The organism is Aeromonas bivalvium, from assembly GCF_000819765.1.
Lineage (GTDB): Bacteria > Pseudomonadota > Gammaproteobacteria > Enterobacterales > Aeromonadaceae > Aeromonas > Aeromonas bivalvium.
Window position 1 is genome coordinate 85,237 of record NZ_CDBT01000016.1, and the last position, 16,802, is coordinate 102,038.

Consider the following 16,802-nt stretch of genomic DNA (forward strand, 5'->3'; position numbering starts at 1 on the left):
TATGAAATATAGCCAGTTGTCGGCTACCACTATATCTCTGCCCCTCGCAGAATAGCAGCATCAATTGGGGACTGAGGTGGCTATGGTGGAGCGGGCGCGGCGGCTGGGACGCTGGTTTTTGGCATTGGATTCCTTGCTGGTGATCCTGGGGTTTTTCGTGGTGATGCCCATGATCAGCCTGAGGTTCGTCGATCAGCTTGGCTGGGCGGCCGGGGTGGTGGGGCTGGCCCTGGGCCTGCGTCAGCTGACCCAGCAGGGGCTCGGCATCTTTGGTGGCTCCCTGGCGGATCGCTTCGGGGCGCGGCCGCTCATCGTCGGCGGCATGCTGCTGCGGGCCCTGGGGTTCGCCAGCCTGGCCTATGCCGAGAGCGGCCTGGCCCTGATCCTCTCCTGCATCATCTCAGGCCTGGGGGGCAGCCTGTTCGATCCGCCCCGGGCGGCCCTGGTCATCAAGTTCACCCGTCCCCACCAGCGCGGGCGTTACATCTCGCTGCTGATGATGCTGGAGAGTGCCGGGGCCGTGCTCGGCGCCCTGCTCGGCAGCTGGCTGCTCAACTTCGACTTTGAATATGTCTGCCTGCTGGGCGCCGGGCTCTTCGTCAGCGCCGCCCTGTGCAACTGGCTGATCCTGCCTGCCTACAGGATCTCCCTGCGTCCCACGCCGATCAAGGCCGGGCTTGGCCGGGTGCTGGCGGACAAGGGGTTCTGCCGACTGGTGCTGATCTTGAGCGGCTACTATGCGCTCTGGGTGCAGGTGATGCTGATCTTCCCCATTCTGGTCAAGCAGATGGCGGGCAGCAGCACGGCGGTAGGCTGGATGTACAGCCTGGAGGCGGCCCTCTCCCTGGCGCTGCTCTATCCCCTGGCCCGCTACGGCGAGCGTCACTTCCGGCTGGAGACCCGGCTGCTGGCGGGCATCTTGCTGATGACCACCGGCATAGGTCTGGTGGCGTTTGCCACCAGCCTGGAGGCGATCTTCGTGCTGCTGGCCTGCTTCTATCTCGGCATCATCATAGTGGAGCCGGCCCGGGAGACCCTGATGACCCGGCTGGCCCACCCCGGTGCGCGGGGCAGTTACATGGGCTTCAGCCGACTCGGCCTGGCCCTGGGGGGCATGACGGGGTATGTGGGTGGGGGCGCGCTGCACGACTATGCCAGCGTTCAGGGCCAACCCTGGCTGCCCTGGCTGGTGCTCGGCACCGTCGGCGTGGTGACCCTGCTGCTGCTGGCGCACTGTTTCGCCCACCGCCCTGAGCTGACCCGGCTCCGGGCATGACCGCGAGGCAAAAAAAACCGGCCGCTGATGCGGCCGGTTCGGGACTGGGTGTCGGCGCGAGGGCCGATCCTGTGTCAGAAGTTGTACTGCAGGGCGACACCGACCACGTCGTCTGAGACCTGGCCCAGCTTGCTGTAGCCATTGCTGCCGTCTTCGTCGAGCAGGTTGATCTTGTAATCGACGTAGGCGTTGAAGTTGTCGGTGAAGTTGTACCAGGCACCGACACTGACGTATTCGGTCAGGGTATCGTCGATGTTGGCGCCGCTGCGATTATCCTTCACGTCGGTACGCAGGTAGGCGACGGACGGCTTGAACTTGGGTGTGACGCTGTATTGGGCCACGGCTTCATAGCCATCGCTCTTGTCGGCAAATCCGCTCTGGCCGTTCTTGCTGACGAAGACATGATCCTGACCGTGGGCATAGCTGGCCGCCAGGTAGAGATTGCCCGAGGCGTACTTGATGCCGGCGCCATACAGCTGGGCGTCGTCATCGCCACCGAAGGCGGCGAGTGCCTTCTGGTCGCTGGTCTTGGTGGCCATGTTGTAGGCGGCACCCAGCGAGAGACCCATGTCGAAGTCATAGTTGGCGGACAGGGCGTAGCCCTCGTCGGAGCCCTTCATCCACTTGCTGTCCTTGTCGTTCCAGGGATCGTTCTTGCCGGTGAACTGGGCACCCAGGGTCAGCCCCTGATAGGTGTAGATATACTGGGCCAGGCCGTTGGTGCGACCGGTGCCGAACACGTCAGTGTCCTTGCCCAGGCCGTCGCCCCCCCACTCCGGCAGCACGTCGGTATAGTTGTTGACCGCCTTGGCGAACAGACCATCCTGACGGCCGTAGCTGAAGGTACCGAAGCGATCGTGCTGGATACCGACGTAGCCGTAACGCAGCTCGTCGTTGTCGGAACCCGAGGTCGGCAGGTTGTATTCGGCGAAGGCGAATGCCTTGGTCTCGTCATCGATGCGGGTCTCCCCTGCGACGTGCAGACGCAGGTAGCTCTGGTCGCCTTCCAGATCGTCATTGCTGGTGCCGTAGTACATGCCTTGTACGCGACCGCCGATGTCCAGCTTGGTGCCATCTTGATCATACAGGGTGGCAGCCTGGGCGGTACCGGCCAGCATCAGGCTGGAAACAGCCAGGGTCAATGCGCTCTTTTTCATTGTCTATTCCTCTGGGGTAAGTACTCTCCAGGTCCACGCAGGAGCCTGAATGATCGGTATTTTCCGATGTGGCCATTCTAGGAGGGGGAACCTTGATGGGAGCTGAAGCCGGGGCTTGTTCGCCCGAACGGTCACCGTTTTTGTGACGCAGTACGACAAAAAAAAGCGGCCCGCAGGCCGCTTGATCACCGAAGGGGGATCGGGGTCAGAGCATGAGACCGCCGAAGAAGAAGCCCAGGGTCACGGCCATGGCGATGGTGGCGACACCCGGCACGAAGAAGGGGTGATTGAATACCGCCTTGCCGATACGGGTGGAGCCGGTGTCGTCCATCTCGACCGCGGCCAGCAGGGTCGGGTAGGTGGGCAGCACGAACAGGGCACTCACGGCGGCGAAGGAGGCAATCGCGGTCAGCGGGCTGACACCCAGCGCCAGGGCGGCCGGCATCAGGGCCTTGGTGGTGGCCCCCTGGGAGTAGAGCAGCATGGAGGAGAAGAACAGCACCACGGCCAGCAGCCAGCTGTAGTTGTTGAGCAGATCGCCGGCGACCATCTGTATGGTGTCCATGTTGCCCTTCACGAAGACGTTGCCGAGCCAGGCCACCCCCAGCACGCAGATGCAGGCGGACATGCCGGACTTGAAGGTGGGCATGTTGGTCACCTGGGTGGCGTCCAGCTTGCACACCAGGGTCATGATGGTGGCGGCGGCGAGCATGATGCCCATGATGGCGCCATCGCGGGGGATGGGCGGGTGGGCAATCAGGCCCACGTTGCTGGAGATGGCGGTGGCATAGGCCATGACGGCGACGATGGCGGCGACGAAGATGCCCACAGACAGCTTGGCATAGGGTTTGAGCTCGATCTGGCTGGTGCCGCGCAACTTGATCAGGCCTTTCGCTTTACGCTCCAGATAGACCTCATCCTGCTCCAGGGGCTTGCCCATCAGGTTCGCCACGAAGGCGCCCAGGATGCAGGCCAGGAAGCTGGAGGGGATGCAGATGGCCAGCAGGGTCAGGTAGTCGACGCCAAACGGTTCCAGCATGCCGGAGAAGGCCACCACGGCCGCGGAGATGGGGGAGGCGGTGATGGCGATCTGGGAGGCAATCACGGCGATGGAGAGCGGACGGGACGGGCGAATGCCCTGCTCCTTGGCCACCTCGGCGATCACCGGCAGGGTGGAGAAGGCGGTGTGGCCTGTCCCGGCCAGCATGGTCATCAGGTAGGTGACGACCGGGGCGGCGAAGGTGATGTGCTTGGGATTCTTGCGCAGTGCCTTCTCGGCCAGGGAGACCAGGTAGTCCATGCCGCCGGCCAGCTGCATGCAGGCGATGGCGCAGATGACGGACGCGATGATCATGATCACGTCCCAGGGGATGTAACTGACCAGTTGATCACCCGGGATCTGCATGCCCAGCCCCCAGGTCAGCACCAGTACCCCCAGGCCACCGGCGAAGCCGATGCCTATGCTGCCTATCCGGGCCCCCAGATAGATAGCGCCGAGCACGACGGCCAACTCGATTCCAATCATAGTGAACACTCCATTATTTTTTAGTTTTGAAAATGGGGTCTGGCACAAAGCCATTTCCTGATGGGCCGGGTGAACCGGCCGCTCGGGAAATGACTTTCAGGGCCGGGAGTGTCCCGGCCCTGACTCGCTTATGCGGTGACGCCGCGCTGGAAGCGTTTGGCCTTGTATTGCGGGTTCATCAGGTTGTCGATGGAGAGGATCTCGTCGAGCTGTTCCGGGGTCAGCAAACCGCGCTCGAGCACGACTTCACGGACGTTCTTGCCGGTCTGGGCACAGATCTTGCCGACGATATCCCCTTCGTGGTGACCGATGAAGGGGTTGAGGTAGGTGACGATGCCGATGGAGTTGAGCACGTGGTTCATGCAGATCTCCGGGTTGGCGGTGATGCCTTCCACGCACTTCTCGCGCAGGGAGACGCAGGCATTCTTCATCAGACTCAGGGATTCGAACATGGCCTGACCAATCACGGGTTCCATCACGTTCAGCTGCAGCTGACCCGCCTCGGCGGCGAAGGTGATGGTGACGTCGTTGCCGAATACCTTGAAGCAGGCCTGGTTGACCACTTCCGGGATGACAGGGTTGACCTTGGCCGGCATGATGGAAGAACCCGCCTGCATCTCCGGCAGGTTGATCTCCTTGAGTGCGGTGCGCGGGCCGGAGGAGAGCAGACGCAGGTCGTTGCAGATCTTGGAGAGCTTCATGGCCAGACGCTTGACGGCGCCGTGCAGCATCACATAGGCGCCGCAGTCGGAGGTCGCCTCGATCAGATCCTCGGCGGGCACATAGGCACGACCGGTGATCTCGGCCAGGCGCTGGATGGCCAGGGCGGAGTACTCGGGCGGGGTGTTGAGGCCGGTACCGATGGCGGTCGCCCCCAGGTTCACCTCCAGCAGCAGCTCCTGGCAGCGCTTGATGGACTTGATCTCTTCACGCAGGGTGACGGCGAAGGCGTGGAACTCCTGGCCCAGCGTCATGGGCACGGCGTCTTGCAGCTGGGTACGGCCCATCTTGAGCACGCCGCTGAACTCCTTGGCCTTGGCATCGAAGGCGGTGATCAGGTCTTCCAGGGCATCCAGGGTGGTGTCCGTGCTGTTGACCACGGCAACGCGAAAACCGGTGGGGTAGGCATCGTTGGTGGACTGGCACTTGTTGACGTGGTCGTTAGGGTTGATGACGTCGTAGCGGCCCTTCTCCATCCCCATGATTTCGAGGGCGATGTTGGCCAGCACTTCGTTGGTGTTCATGTTGACCGAGGTACCGGCGCCGCCCTGGTAGACGTCGATCGGGAACTGATCGAAGCACTTGCCGGTGTTGAGCATGAGGTCGCAGGCTTCGACTATCTTGTCGGCGATTTCAGGACGTATGGTACCCAGCTCGCCGTTGGCCAGCGCAGCCGCCTTCTTGGTCAGCACCATGCCACGGACGAACTCGGGGACGTCAGAAATTTTCTGAGTGCTCAGCTTGAAGTTCTCGACCGCCCGCAGGGTGTGGACGCCATAGTAGAGTTCATTGGACACTTCTTTGGTGCCCAGCAGATCTTCTTCAATGCGGACGCTTTTGATGTCGCTCATTGTCATGCCTCAGAAATCAGATAAATGGAAAATGATCCTCACCGAGTGGTCGCGAGTTCCTTGCGCACATTTCATCCTGAAGCACCACACATCGAGTGGGGCGGTAGGGGAATGGCTCCCCCGATTACTGTCGGCAACCTTACCCCATTGGGGGTAAATCTAACTAGACGCAGATCACTAAATTTGAAGGATTCTCAAATTTTTTGCGCCTATTAAACTGATGTTGCAATTGCCCCATTTACTGTGACAGAACAGGGCACTTACGCCCAGCCATGACGGCAGAAAATTTCCCTGAAATCACGAAGGGATCGCGCTTTGACTTGAAAATGCGCCGAGCCGCCCCATCTATGGAACAGGAATGCCATTTCTTTGACCCGCACAGGGTGGAGAAGGCGAGCGCCAGTGTGGACTGGCCTATCTCTATCAAGTCGCACCGAGGTCAACATGGGTAAGTTGTTTCTGCTGTTTATCGGTCTCTCCCTGCTGGAGCTGACCGTCATGATCCAGGTGGGGACCGTGATCGGCGCCCTGTCGACCGTGGTACTCATAGTGCTGACCGCCATGGTGGGCAGCGCCCTGGTAAGGCAACAGGGGATCAAGACCCTGCTGGAGGCCCAGCAGCGGATGCAGCTGGGGGAGATGCCGGCCCGCGAACTGCTGGGGGGCATGCTGCTCGCCCTGGCGGGGCTGCTGCTGATCGTCCCGGGTTTCGTCACCGATCTGCTGGGGTTGCTGCTGCTGTTGCCGCCGTTGCGGGGCCGACTGGCAGATCGGCTGGTCAAGGGGGTCAGGGTGCAGGGGGCCATGGGGGGCTTCCCACCCCAGGAGGGTTTTGGATCCTCCCCTGAGCCCACCCTGCACGATCGTCCCGGCACCACCATAGAAGGGGAGTTCGAGCGCAAGGAGTGATCCTCGCGCCGACGGGCACGTTTGACCCGGCAGGGACAGGATGAGACACAACGGGGCCGCGACAGCGGCCCCGTTGGTCATATGGCTTCGCGCTCCCCCAGCCTCAGCGGCGGCAGAGCCGCTCGAAGTGGTGGTGGGCATAGAACCAGGCCAGACCCCCTGCCGCCAGATTGGCGATCAGTATGCCCAGATAGACCCCCTCTTCCCCGCCCAGCCGGGCGCCGAGCCAGGCCCCGGGCAGCAAGAACACAAATAGTCTCATGCCATTGAACAGGAAAGAGATGCTGGAGGCTCTCACCCCGTTGAGGGAGGAGGCCAGCAGCATCACCATGCCCTGAAAGCCGTAGCCGATGGGTACCAGATGCAGGTAGAGGACGATGAGACGCACCACCTGGGGGTGGTCGCTGAACAGGGTGGCGATCAGGGGGGCGAGCAGCCAGGTCAGGGCATAGATGGCGAGCTGGAACAGCAGGGCGAAGCGCATGCAGAGCAGCAGCGCCGCCCTGGCCCTGGCCGGATTGCTCGCGCCGCAATTCTGGGACACGAAGGGCGCCAGCACCGAGGAGAGGGCCATCATGACGATGAGCAGCAGGGCCTCGACCCGGGACGCCGCCCCGTAGGCGGCCACCACCTCGGTGCCGAGCCCGGCGAAGATGGCCATCAGCACGGCGTTGGCCAGGGGGTTGAGCATGTTGGTGAAGGAGGCGGGCACGGCCACATGGAGCAGGGCGCGCCAGTGGGCCAGCAGGGCGCGACGGGGCGAGAGGCGCCAGCGCAGCAGGCCCTCACGATGACGCAGTATGTAGAGGCTGACCAGCATGGCCATCAGCCAGGAGAGGGAGGTGGCGATGGCCGCCCCGCGAATGCCCCATTCGGGGAAGGGACCTATGCCGAAGATGAGCAGGGGATCCAGCACCCCGTTGACCAGCCCCGCCACCGCCATCACCAGGCTCGGGGTCTTGGTGTCCCCGGTGGCGCGAATGGCGGCATTGCCCACCATGGGCAGCACCAGCATGGGCACCGTCAGGTACCAGATCAGCATGTAGTCGTGGATGAGGGCGATCAGGGCCTCTCCCGCCCCCAGCAGACGAAACAGGGGGTTGATGGTGAGGGCGCCCAGCAGGGCGAGGGCGCAGACCAGTACCACGGCGAGAAACAGGCTGTCCGTGGTGAGGTGGGCCGCCTCCTCGTGCTTGCCCTGACCCAGGGTGTGGCCGATCACGGCACTGAGCCCGGCCCCCAGCCCCATGGCCAGGGAGGTGACCACGAAGGTGACCGGGAAGGTGAAGCTGATGGCGGCAAGCGCCTGGGTGCCCAGCATGCCGATGAAGAAGGTGTCGATCAGGTTGAAGGCCAGGATGGCGACGATGCCGAGGATCATGGGACCAGTCATGCGCAGCAGAACGGCAGGCATGGGGGCGGTCAGCATGGGGTTGGGTCGGGTCAAGGGCTCGTCTCTTAATAACGGCTGGGGACTGAGGTCTGGTTTGCACTGGGACAAACCTGGGTCCATGACGGGGCACGGCGATCCATCGAAGGCGTTCATAGTACGTGAAAAAATTTTTTTTGTATCCGCCCTTGAAGGGGAGGAATAAGTGCCCCACATCTGGGACATATGCAATTTGGCCAGGAATGGCCATTCCTCAAGTAACAAAGTGACTCATTTTGGGAGAGTTATCGATGAAAATTCGTCCACTGCACGACCGCGTCATCATCAAGCGCATCGAGGCTGAAGCCAAATCCGCCGGCGGTATCGTCCTGACTGGTACTGCGGCTCAGAAGTCCACCCGTGGTGAAGTTCTGGCCGTGGGGACTGGTCGAATTCTGGATAATGGCGAAGTGAAAGCCCTCGCAGTCAAGGTCGGCGACCAGGTGATCTTCAACGAAGGTTACGGCGTCAAGACCGAGAAGCTGGACGGCCAGGACGTGCTGATCCTGTCCGAGACCGACATCCTGGCGATCGTCGAAGCCTAATTTTTCCTTCCCCCGAATTGATTAAAGGATTCAAGAATCATGGCAGCTAAAGAAGTCAAGTTTGGCAACGAAGCCCGCATCAAAATGCTCGAAGGCGTCAACATCCTGGCCGATGCCGTCAAGGTGACCCTGGGCCCCAAAGGCCGCAACGTGGTACTGGACAAGTCCTTCGGTGCCCCGACCATCACCAAGGATGGCGTCTCCGTCGCCCGTGAAATCGAACTGGAAGACAAGTTCCAGAACATGGGCGCCCAGATGGTCAAGGAAGTCGCTTCCAAGGCCAACGACGCCGCCGGTGACGGCACCACCACCGCCACCGTACTGGCTCAGGCCATCGTCAACGAAGGCCTGAAGGCCGTTGCCGCCGGCATGAACCCCATGGATCTGAAGCGTGGTATCGACAAGGCCGTGGTGGCCGCCGTTGCCGAGCTGCAGACCCTGTCCCAGCCCTGCGCCGACAGCAATGCCATCGCCCAGGTGGGTACCATCTCCGCCAACTCCGACGAGAAAGTGGGCAAGCTGATTGCCGAAGCCATGGACAAGGTTGGCCGTGATGGCGTCATCACAGTCGAAGACGGTCAGGGCCTGGAAGACGAGCTGGCCGTGGTGGAAGGCATGCAGTTCGACCGTGGCTACCTCTCCCCCTATTTCGTCAACAAGCCGGAAACCGGCGCCGTCGAGCTGGATGATCCCTTCATCCTGCTGGTGGACAAGAAAGTCTCCAACATCCGCGAAATGCTGCCGGTGCTGGAAGGTGTGGCCAAGGCGGGCAAACCCCTGCTGATCGTCGCCGAAGACGTGGAAGGCGAAGCCCTGGCGACCCTGGTGGTCAACACCATGCGTGGCATCGTCAAAGTGGCTGCCGTCAAGGCGCCTGGCTTTGGCGACCGTCGCAAGGCCATGCTGCAAGATATCGCCATTCTGACCGGTGGTACCGTGATCTCCGAAGAGGTGGGCATGGAGCTGGAGAAGGCGGCACTGGAAGATCTGGGCCGTGCCAAGCGCATCGTCATCACCAAAGAGAACACCACCATCATCGATGGCGTGGGTGATGCAGCCCTGATCGAGAGCCGCGTGGCTCAGATCCGTCAACAGATCGAGGAGACCTCCTCCGATTACGATCGCGAGAAGCTGCAAGAGCGCGTGGCCAAGCTGGCTGGCGGTGTTGCCGTGATCAAGGTGGGTGCTGCCACCGAAGTCGAGATGAAAGAGAAGAAAGCCCGCGTCGATGATGCCCTGCACGCCACTCGCGCTGCCGTGGAAGAAGGCGTGGTGGCCGGTGGTGGTGTCGCCCTGGTGCGTGTAGCCGCCAAACTGGCTGGCCTGCGTGGCGACAACGAAGATCAGAACGTGGGTATCAAGGTTGCCCTGCGCGCCATGGAAGCACCGCTGCGTCAGATCGTCATCAACGCCGGTGAAGAGGCCTCCGTCATTGCCAATGCCGTGAAGAACGGTGAAGGCAACTACGGCTACAACGCTTACAGCGAGCAGTATGGCGACATGCTGGCCATGGGTATCCTGGATCCGACCAAGGTCACCCGCTCCGCGCTGCAGTTCGCCTCTTCCATCGCCGGTCTGATGATCACCACAGAGTGCATGGTCACCGAACTGCCGAAGAAAGATGCCCCTGCCATGCCGGATATGGGCGGCATGGGGGGCATGGGCGGCATGATGTAATCGCACCTTGCCATCAAACGGCTCGCATTGGCGGGCCGTTTTTTTTACTGCGGTTAAACTGGTTGTATTGATAATAAAATCATTGGTGTATCTATGATGAAACTCGCTGTTCTCGCCCTGCTTGCCGGCCTCATGAACCCGGCCATGGCCATGGAGGCGCCCAAGGGGCCCGTTATCCTGACCGTGACCGGCAACGTCAATGCCGAGCAAGGGCAAGAGGGCAGGGTCGCACTGGATCTGGCCCTCATCCAGTCCCTGCCACAGCACGAAATAGTCACCAGCAACCCCTGGGTCGACAAACCCCATCACTACAAGGGGCCCAAGGTGGCGGATCTGCTGGCGGCGCTCAATGCCAGGGGCAAGACCCTGACCCTGACCGCCCTCAACAGTTTTCAGATCAAGGTCGATTGGGAAAGGGTGCAGAAATACGAGCCCATACTGGCCTGGCAGGACGATGGCATCACCATGCGGGTACGTGACAAGGGGCCGCTTTGGTTTATCCTACCCTTGGATCAATATCCGGAGCTCAAGCAGTCTGCCTTCACCGACATGATGATCTGGCAACTGAGTGCCATCGATATCCAGAACTGACGAGGGGACTGGGCGGGTGAAAAGAAAGAGTTGGTCGATATTGCTCATTCTCTATCTCTCCATACTCTCGTTCACCGGGAGCACGCTCTACTGCCTGGTGCAGATCCAGAATGCGACCCGGATCATGGAGAAGTACACCTACGATGTCTCCTGGGCCTTGATGCAGTTGCAACTGGAGCTGGGACGTTTTCTCAACTCGGTCGAACTCTACCATTATGGCGGCATCGACCATGACACCCTGATGCTGCGTTACGACATCCTGTGGAGCCGTACCCCCGTGCTGCTGAGCGGCCAGCTGCGCGAAAGCCTGCGGGACAAGCAGAAGGCCCTGCGTCTGGTGCAGCTGATCGAGAGCACCATCCGCGAGCTTGAACCCCGTATCATGGAGCTCAAGCGCGGCAGCGGTGACTACCAGCGCGTCATGATGCGACTCTCCCCCTTGCAAGAGCCGCTCTCCTACTCTCTCGCCTCCGTGATGCAGCAGAACATCAAGGTCTACACGGGCAATGACCAGCACTTCGGCACCCTGCGCAATGCCTTGCTCTTCATGGTGAGTGGTCTGTTGCTGTCGGTGATCATGCTCAGCATCCTGCTGATCCGTGAGGGGCGGCGTCATTACCGGGAGGCTCGCCTCGATACGCTGACCGGACTCTCCAATCGCCTTGCCCTGCTGGAGCAGATGGAGGAGTGCGCCAGCCGGGATCAACCCTTTGGCCTGGTGCTGGTCGACATCAATGAGTTTCGCGATATCAACAGCAAGTTCGGCTACAACATCGGCGATCTCTTGCTGCAAGAGCTGGCACGCCGGCTGGCTTCGCTGTGCAACGAGAGTGAATGGGCCGCGCGGCTGGTGGGGGATCAATTCGCCATCATCCAGCGAGGCAGCAGCGACCTCAAGCAGGTGCGCGAGCTGGTCTCCCGCCTGCTTCACCTGATCAAGCAGGATATCCTGCTGGATCACTACCCATTTCGTCTGGAGGTGGGGATCGGCATCGCCTTCTTCCCGATGGACAGCGAAGAGACCCAGGATCTGCTGAGCCGGGCCGAGCAGGCCCTCTTCCACAGCCGCAAGACCCATGTCCCCTATGTCATCTACGACAAGTCACTGCAAAACGAGACGGCAAGGCGCAAGCATCTGGCTTCCGACATGGTGGTGGCCCTCGAGCGCAATGCCCTCGAGCTCTACTACCAGCCCATCGTCAATCTGGAGACGGGGCGTTGCGAGGCGGTCGAAGCCCTGCTGCGCTGGCGACACCCCGAACTGGGCTTCATTCCCCCCAACGAGGTGATCCAGGTGGCCGAAGAGTTCCAGCTGGCCGAGAAGCTGGGGGGCTGGGTGCTCAACAGTGCCTGTGCCCAGCTCTATCAGTGGCAGCAGCTGGGGCTGGTCGATCTGCAGATGTGCGTCAACATCTCCCCCGGCATGTACCAGCGCAGCCTGCTGAAGCTGGTCGCCAAAGCCTTGATGGATCATCATATTTCCGCCGCCCACCTGGTACTGGAGGTGACGGAGGACACGACGATGAACGAGGTGAAGAACTCGCTGCAACTGATGCAGGATCTGGATCAGCAGGGGGTGCAGCTGGCCCTTGACGATTTTGGCACCGGCTACTCCTCCCTCAGCTATCTGCAGAAGCTGCCGGTAAGCAAGGTGAAGATCGACCGCTCCTTCATCCAGGGGATCGACAGCTCCACGGAGGCGACCGAACTGGTGGCCAACATCTGTCGACTCGGCTCCATGCTGGGCAAGACGCTGGTGTGCGAGGGGATAGAAACCCAGGCCCAGCTCGATGTGTTGCGCAGCCTCACCGATATTCATCTCTATGGTCAGGGTTACCTGTTCAGCCGTCCGGCCCAGGCCGAGGCGGCCTATCAGACCCTGCTGGAGATGGAAGAGCGCTGGTTGGGAAGCAAGGCCCCCGGCAAGGCATGCAACAGTTGAGAGATTGCGGCTCATGTTTCTGTCGTAATGGCCGATAGCCTGAGGGCAGGAGGAATGCAAATGGAAATATCCGGTTCTACATCTGCATCTTATGGAAGTGCCATGATGGTCGCCAGCCTGGCGAAGAAGCAACAGGTGCAGGAGGGGCAAACCGCCCTGGCCCTGTTGCAGGGCGCAGCGCAGTCCGCTCCCGCCCCCCAGAGCACGGCAGGCAACACCCTGGGTGGCAACATCAATATCCACGTATGATGCCCAGCAACAAAAAGCCTCGGTCTTTCGACCGAGGCTTTTCTTTATGTGGGACTCTGTTCTGGCAGGCGCCTCAGCAGGAGAAGGGGGCCTGGGCCTCGAAGGTCATCCGCTCGCCGCTGCGGGGGTGGCTGATGGTCAGACTGGCCGCATGGAGATAGAGATGGGGGGCCGCCGCCAGGGCCTGCGGGTGGGCATAGAGGTTGTCCCCGAGGATGGGATGCCCCAGCTCCAGCATATGGACCCGCAGCTGGTGTGAGCGACCCGTGATGGGGGTCAGCTTGATCAGGCTGTTGCCGTTTTCCACCTTCAGCGTCTGCCACAGGGTCAGGGCATGGCGCCCCTCCTCGAAGTCCACCTTCTGCTTGGGCCGGTTCGGCCAATCCACGCACAGAGGCAGGTCAATCTCGCCGGACTGCGCCGCCGGCTCGCCCCAGACCCAGGCGAGGTAGTGTTTCTCTGTCTCCCGCTCGCGAAATTGCCGGCTCAGCTCCCGGTGGGCATTGGGGTTGAGCGGGATCACCAGCACCCCGGTGGTGGACATGTCGAGGCGATGGGCCGCCGCCGCCTTGGGGTGCTGCTGCTTCACCCTGTGCAGGACGCTGTCTTCATTCTCGGGACCGCGCCCGGGGACGCTCAGCAGGCCGGTGGGCTTGTTGACCACCATGATGTCCTTGTCCTTGAACAGGATATCGAGCCAGGGTTCCAGAGGCGGTGAGTATTCAAACATAAAGGTCTCGCATCAGAAGGTGGGGGCAAGCCCCCATCAGTTATGGGTAACCACAATCTTAAAGGGCATGACATCCAGCTTGAGCAGGTTCAGATCATGCCTCTCAGTATCGCGTCAGTTATGGGTCACCACGATAAAGCGGATTGCATCCAGCTTGAGCTGGGTCTGATCGATCAGATGGTGCAGCTCCGCTTGCAGGTCGCGCAGATAGTCGAGTTCGCTGTCACGGACGTTCGGGTTGACGGCCTTGAGGGCCTCCAGCCGGTCCAGATCGTGTTGCAGGGTCTGCGCCATCTGGCCACGGGCCTCGTCGACGATGGCGGCCTTCAGGGTGTCTGCGATGATCTGGCCCTTGCCGATAAGGCCATGGATCACCGGTTGGGATGCGGTGACCAGTTTGCTGCCCAGATGACGGTTGACCGGCGTCAGCTGGCGGTTGAAGGCATCGAATGCCACCTTATCGCCCAGGTTCTGGCCGTTCTTGTCCATCAGCAGGCGGATTGGGGTTGGCGGCATGAAACGGTAGAGCTGGGGGTGGGCCGCCGACTCGGCCACGAAGATCAGCTCCAGCAGGATGGATCCCACCGGCAGCGCCTTGTTCTTGAGCAGGGCAACCGAGGTGGCCCCAATCTCGGAACCCAGGATCAGGTCTATGCCGCCCCGCATGATGGGGTGATCCCAGGAAAGGAAGAACATGTCGTCCCGGGAGAGGGCGGTATCCCTGTCGAAGGTGACCGTCATGCCATCCTGGGGCAGGCCCGGGAAGCTGGAGACCAGCATGTGATCCCCCGGGGTCAGCACCAGGGCGTTTTCGCCCCTGTCATCCTGATTGACGCCGATCTCGTCGAACATCTTGAGGGCGAACGAGATCATGGCTGTGTCGTCATCTTCGGCGGCCAGTGTCTCGACCAGCTGTCTGGCGGCGTCGCCACCGCTGGAGTGGATTTCCAGCAGGCGATCGCGCCCCTGCTCGAGGCGCGCCTTGAGCGGTTCGTGCAGCTCGCGAGTTCGGCCAAGCAAGGCGTCGAGTTCGTCGGTGTCACCGCTGTTGGCGGCCAGCAGCTCGAACAGTTGATCCCGCACCGCTTCGAATACCGGGCGGGCCGTGGGGCAGGTCTGCTCGAAGGCATCCAGGCCGTCATGGTACCAGCGCAGGAGTGCAGGCTGGGCACTGCCCGCCAGGTAGGGGACGTGGATCTCGACCGTGTTCTGCTGGCCGATCCGGTCCAGGCGACCGATGCGCTGCTCCAGCAGATCCGGGTTGAGGGGCAGATCGAACAGCACCAGGTGGCTGGCAAACTGGAAGTTGCGCCCCTCGGAGCCGATTTCGGAGCAGAGCAGCACCTGGGCGCCGCCCTCGGCCTGTGCGAAATAGGCGGACGCCTGATCCCGCTCCAGGATGGACATGCCTTCATGGAAGACGGTGGCGCGGATCCCTTCGCGGGTGCGCAGTGCCTCTTCCAGGGCGAGGGCGGTGGCCGCCTCCGAGCAGATCACCAGCACCTTCTGCTGGCGTGCGCCGAGCAACAGCTCCAGCAACCAGTCGATGCGGGGATCGAATTGGGTCCAGCTGGCGCTATCGCCCTCGAACTGCTGGTAGATCTTCTCCGGATAGAGGTAGCGCAGGGCACGTGACTGCAGGTCCCCCCCATTGCCTCCCATCATGCTCATCACCTTGATGGCGGTCTTGTACTGCTCCGGCAGCGGCATGGGGTAGACGTTGAGGTGACGCTCGGGGAAGCCCTGAATATTGGCGCGGCTGTTGCGAAACAACACCCGGCCGGTGCCGTGCTGGTCCAGCAGCTTGGCGACTGCCTGCTGACGGGCGGCGGCATCGCGCAGATCCAGCCCTTCCAGCTGGCTGGCGAGGATCTGCTTGGCTTCCTCGCTCAGGGTCTCGCCATCCAGCAGTTCCTGGGCTGCCGTGGCCACCTGGCCATAGGCCTGCTCCTCGGCGAGGAAGGCGTCGTAGTCGTAGAAGCGCTCGGGATCGAGCAGACGCAGGCGGGCGAAGTGGCTCTGGTGACCCAGCTGATCCGGGGTGGCGGTCAGCAGCAACACACCCGGCACCTGTTCGGCCAGGGCTTCCACCATCTCATAGGCGCGGCTAGGCGCCTCCACGCTCCACTCCAGGTGGTGGGCCTCGTCGACAACCAGCAGATCCCACTCGGCTTCCAGCACCTGTTCGAAGCGGCGGCGCTTCTTGCGCAGGAAGTCGAGGCTGCAGATCACCAGCTGTTCGGTCTCGAAAGGGTTCTCCGCATCGGCGAAGGCCTCGATGCAGCGCTCCTCGTCAAACAGAGAGAAGTGCAGGTTGAAGCGGCGCAGCATTTCGACCAGCCACTGATGCTGCAGGGTCTCGGGCAGCAGGATGAGCACCCGCTGGGCGCGGCCGGAGAGCAGCTGTTGATGGATGATCATGCCTGCTTCTATGGTCTTGCCCAGACCCACCTCATCGGCCAGCAGGACGCGGGGCGCATAACGATGACCCACCTCATGGGCGATATAGAGCTGGTGCGGGATCAGGCTGACCCGGCCACCGGCCAGACCGCGAGTCGGGTTGCGACGGCGCTTGTGCTGATTGATCAGGGCTTCGTAGCGCAGGGTAAAGCGGGACATCCGATCGATCTGACCGGCGAACAGTCGTTCCTGCGGCTTGTTGAACTTGATGAAATTGTTGAGAAACACTTCCTTGAGTGCCACGGGTTCACCGTTGTCGGTGCGTGTGCCTACATATATAAGGAGGCCATCCTTTTCCTGCACTTCGTCGACGGTCAGGGTCCAGTCCTCATGGCTGGCAATCTGATCCCCTACATTGAAACTGACCCGGGTGACCGGCGCCTCTTCTTTGGCATACATGCGGTTTTCACCGGTTGCCGGAAACAGCAGGGTCACCATGCGCCCTTCGACGGCCACAACTGTTCCCAACCCCAGATCCGTTTCCGTATCACTAATCCAACGCTGGCCAAGTGCAAAAGGCATTAAACTCTCCAAAGCCCAACAAGAGTGTGTGAATCACAAAGGGGCGCTATGTTACCCGAAGGCGTGAACGCGATCATCATGGATATGGCGGGCAACAAAGATACCCGCTCCCCCATGTATGCATGTGGAGCCAGATTGCCCCTGACCGGCCTGTCCCTTGGGTTAAACGCTCGATAAATGAGTGTTTTGCTGTATTTATCAGCGAACGAACCTTTTCTG

13 protein-coding genes are annotated in these 16,802 nt (G+C 61.5%); 7 read left to right on the forward strand and 6 right to left on the reverse strand.

The annotated features are described in order from the left end of the window. The first annotated feature begins 82 nt into the window (after nucleotides 1-82). Nucleotides 83-1,276 carry a multidrug efflux MFS transporter MdtH gene (gene mdtH, locus BN1119_RS06330; protein WP_041995405.1) on the forward strand — a complete coding sequence of 398 codons (1,194 nt, stop codon included), beginning with the start codon at nucleotides 83-85 and terminating at the stop codon, nucleotides 1,274-1,276. Nucleotides 1,277-1,350: 74 nt separating this feature from the next. Here mdtH and BN1119_RS06335 read toward each other — a convergent pair whose 3' ends face one another. The 3 genes from BN1119_RS06335 to aspA form a co-directional block, all read right to left on the reverse strand. Next, nucleotides 1,351-2,433, reverse strand: a complete 1,083-nt coding sequence (locus BN1119_RS06335; RefSeq protein ID WP_041995408.1) for a porin — start codon at nucleotides 2,431-2,433, stop codon at nucleotides 1,351-1,353. Nucleotides 2,434-2,638: 205 nt separating this feature from the next. Further along, nucleotides 2,639-3,958: an anaerobic C4-dicarboxylate transporter gene (locus BN1119_RS06340; RefSeq protein ID WP_041995410.1), complete on the reverse strand. Its 1,320-nt coding sequence runs from the start codon at nucleotides 3,956-3,958 to the stop codon at nucleotides 2,639-2,641. Between the two features lie 128 nt (nucleotides 3,959-4,086). Further along, on the reverse strand, nucleotides 4,087-5,529 hold the full coding sequence (gene aspA, locus BN1119_RS06345) for an aspartate ammonia-lyase (RefSeq protein ID WP_041995412.1): 1,443 nt from the start codon (nucleotides 5,527-5,529) through the stop codon (nucleotides 4,087-4,089). Nucleotides 5,530-5,973: 444 nt separating this feature from the next. Between aspA and BN1119_RS06350 the strand changes: the two genes are divergently transcribed. Beyond that, nucleotides 5,974-6,438, forward strand: coding sequence for an FxsA family protein (locus tag BN1119_RS06350; protein ID WP_041995414.1), 465 nt, complete (start codon nucleotides 5,974-5,976; stop codon nucleotides 6,436-6,438). 103 nt (nucleotides 6,439-6,541) lie between these two features. Here BN1119_RS06350 and BN1119_RS06355 read toward each other — a convergent pair whose 3' ends face one another. After that, on the reverse strand, nucleotides 6,542-7,867 hold the full coding sequence (locus tag BN1119_RS06355) for an MATE family efflux transporter (RefSeq protein WP_244463690.1): 1,326 nt from the start codon (nucleotides 7,865-7,867) through the stop codon (nucleotides 6,542-6,544). Between the two features lie 251 nt (nucleotides 7,868-8,118). On the opposite strand from BN1119_RS06355, the gene BN1119_RS06360 reads away from it, so the two are divergent. The 5 genes from BN1119_RS06360 to BN1119_RS06380 all read left to right on the forward strand — a co-directional run bounded on the left by BN1119_RS06360 (nucleotide 8,119) and on the right by BN1119_RS06380 (nucleotide 12,871). Beyond that, nucleotides 8,119-8,412 carry a co-chaperone GroES gene (locus BN1119_RS06360; protein WP_041995438.1) on the forward strand — a complete coding sequence of 98 codons (294 nt, stop codon included), beginning with the start codon at nucleotides 8,119-8,121 and terminating at the stop codon, nucleotides 8,410-8,412. A gap of 39 nt (nucleotides 8,413-8,451) precedes the next feature. Further along, nucleotides 8,452-10,089, forward strand: a complete 1,638-nt coding sequence (groL, locus tag BN1119_RS06365; RefSeq protein ID WP_041995418.1) for a chaperonin GroEL — start codon at nucleotides 8,452-8,454, stop codon at nucleotides 10,087-10,089. Nucleotides 10,090-10,182: 93 nt separating this feature from the next. Then, nucleotides 10,183-10,680: a putative pterin-binding protein gene (locus BN1119_RS06370; RefSeq protein ID WP_041995420.1), complete on the forward strand. Its 498-nt coding sequence runs from the start codon at nucleotides 10,183-10,185 to the stop codon at nucleotides 10,678-10,680. Nucleotides 10,681-10,804: 124 nt separating this feature from the next. After that, complete coding sequence (locus BN1119_RS06375) at nucleotides 10,805-12,622, forward strand: putative bifunctional diguanylate cyclase/phosphodiesterase (RefSeq protein ID WP_244463691.1); 1,818 nt, start codon at nucleotides 10,805-10,807, stop codon at nucleotides 12,620-12,622. 102 nt (nucleotides 12,623-12,724) lie between these two features. Continuing rightward, nucleotides 12,725-12,871 carry a hypothetical protein gene (locus BN1119_RS06380; protein WP_244463689.1) on the forward strand — a complete coding sequence of 49 codons (147 nt, stop codon included), beginning with the start codon at nucleotides 12,725-12,727 and terminating at the stop codon, nucleotides 12,869-12,871. 73 nt (nucleotides 12,872-12,944) lie between these two features. Here BN1119_RS06380 and rluA read toward each other — a convergent pair whose 3' ends face one another. Together rluA and rapA are read right to left on the reverse strand one after the other, a co-directional pair. After that, nucleotides 12,945-13,601: a bifunctional tRNA pseudouridine(32) synthase/23S rRNA pseudouridine(746) synthase RluA gene (rluA, locus tag BN1119_RS06385; RefSeq protein WP_041995424.1), complete on the reverse strand. Its 657-nt coding sequence runs from the start codon at nucleotides 13,599-13,601 to the stop codon at nucleotides 12,945-12,947. A gap of 114 nt (nucleotides 13,602-13,715) precedes the next feature. Then, nucleotides 13,716-16,583 carry an RNA polymerase-associated protein RapA gene (gene rapA, locus BN1119_RS06390; RefSeq protein ID WP_041995426.1) on the reverse strand — a complete coding sequence of 956 codons (2,868 nt, stop codon included), beginning with the start codon at nucleotides 16,581-16,583 and terminating at the stop codon, nucleotides 13,716-13,718. Nucleotides 16,584-16,802: the final 219 nt, after the last annotated feature.

Excerpts from the sequence above, each read along its gene's own strand:
- mdtH (WP_041995405.1), top strand. The coding sequence starts at position 83 with ATGGTGGAGCGGGCGCGGCGGCTGGGACGCTGGTTTTTGGCATTGGAT.
- BN1119_RS06335 (WP_041995408.1), bottom strand. The coding sequence starts at position 2,433 with ATGAAAAAGAGCGCATTGACCCTGGCTGTTTCCAGCCTGATGCTGGCC.
- BN1119_RS06340 (WP_041995410.1), bottom strand. The coding sequence starts at position 3,958 with ATGATTGGAATCGAGTTGGCCGTCGTGCTCGGCGCTATCTATCTGGGG.
- aspA (WP_041995412.1), bottom strand. The coding sequence starts at position 5,529 with ATGAGCGACATCAAAAGCGTCCGCATTGAAGAAGATCTGCTGGGCACC.
- BN1119_RS06350 (WP_041995414.1), top strand. The coding sequence starts at position 5,974 with ATGGGTAAGTTGTTTCTGCTGTTTATCGGTCTCTCCCTGCTGGAGCTG.
- BN1119_RS06355 (WP_244463690.1), bottom strand. The coding sequence starts at position 7,867 with ATGCTGACCGCCCCCATGCCTGCCGTTCTGCTGCGCATGACTGGTCCC.
- BN1119_RS06360 (WP_041995438.1), top strand. The coding sequence starts at position 8,119 with ATGAAAATTCGTCCACTGCACGACCGCGTCATCATCAAGCGCATCGAG.
- groL (WP_041995418.1), top strand. The coding sequence starts at position 8,452 with ATGGCAGCTAAAGAAGTCAAGTTTGGCAACGAAGCCCGCATCAAAATG.
- BN1119_RS06370 (WP_041995420.1), top strand. The coding sequence starts at position 10,183 with ATGATGAAACTCGCTGTTCTCGCCCTGCTTGCCGGCCTCATGAACCCG.
- BN1119_RS06375 (WP_244463691.1), top strand. The coding sequence starts at position 10,805 with ATGGAGAAGTACACCTACGATGTCTCCTGGGCCTTGATGCAGTTGCAA.
- BN1119_RS06380 (WP_244463689.1), top strand. The coding sequence starts at position 12,725 with ATGATGGTCGCCAGCCTGGCGAAGAAGCAACAGGTGCAGGAGGGGCAA.
- rluA (WP_041995424.1), bottom strand. The coding sequence starts at position 13,601 with ATGTTTGAATACTCACCGCCTCTGGAACCCTGGCTCGATATCCTGTTC.
- rapA (WP_041995426.1), bottom strand. The coding sequence starts at position 16,583 with ATGCCTTTTGCACTTGGCCAGCGTTGGATTAGTGATACGGAAACGGAT.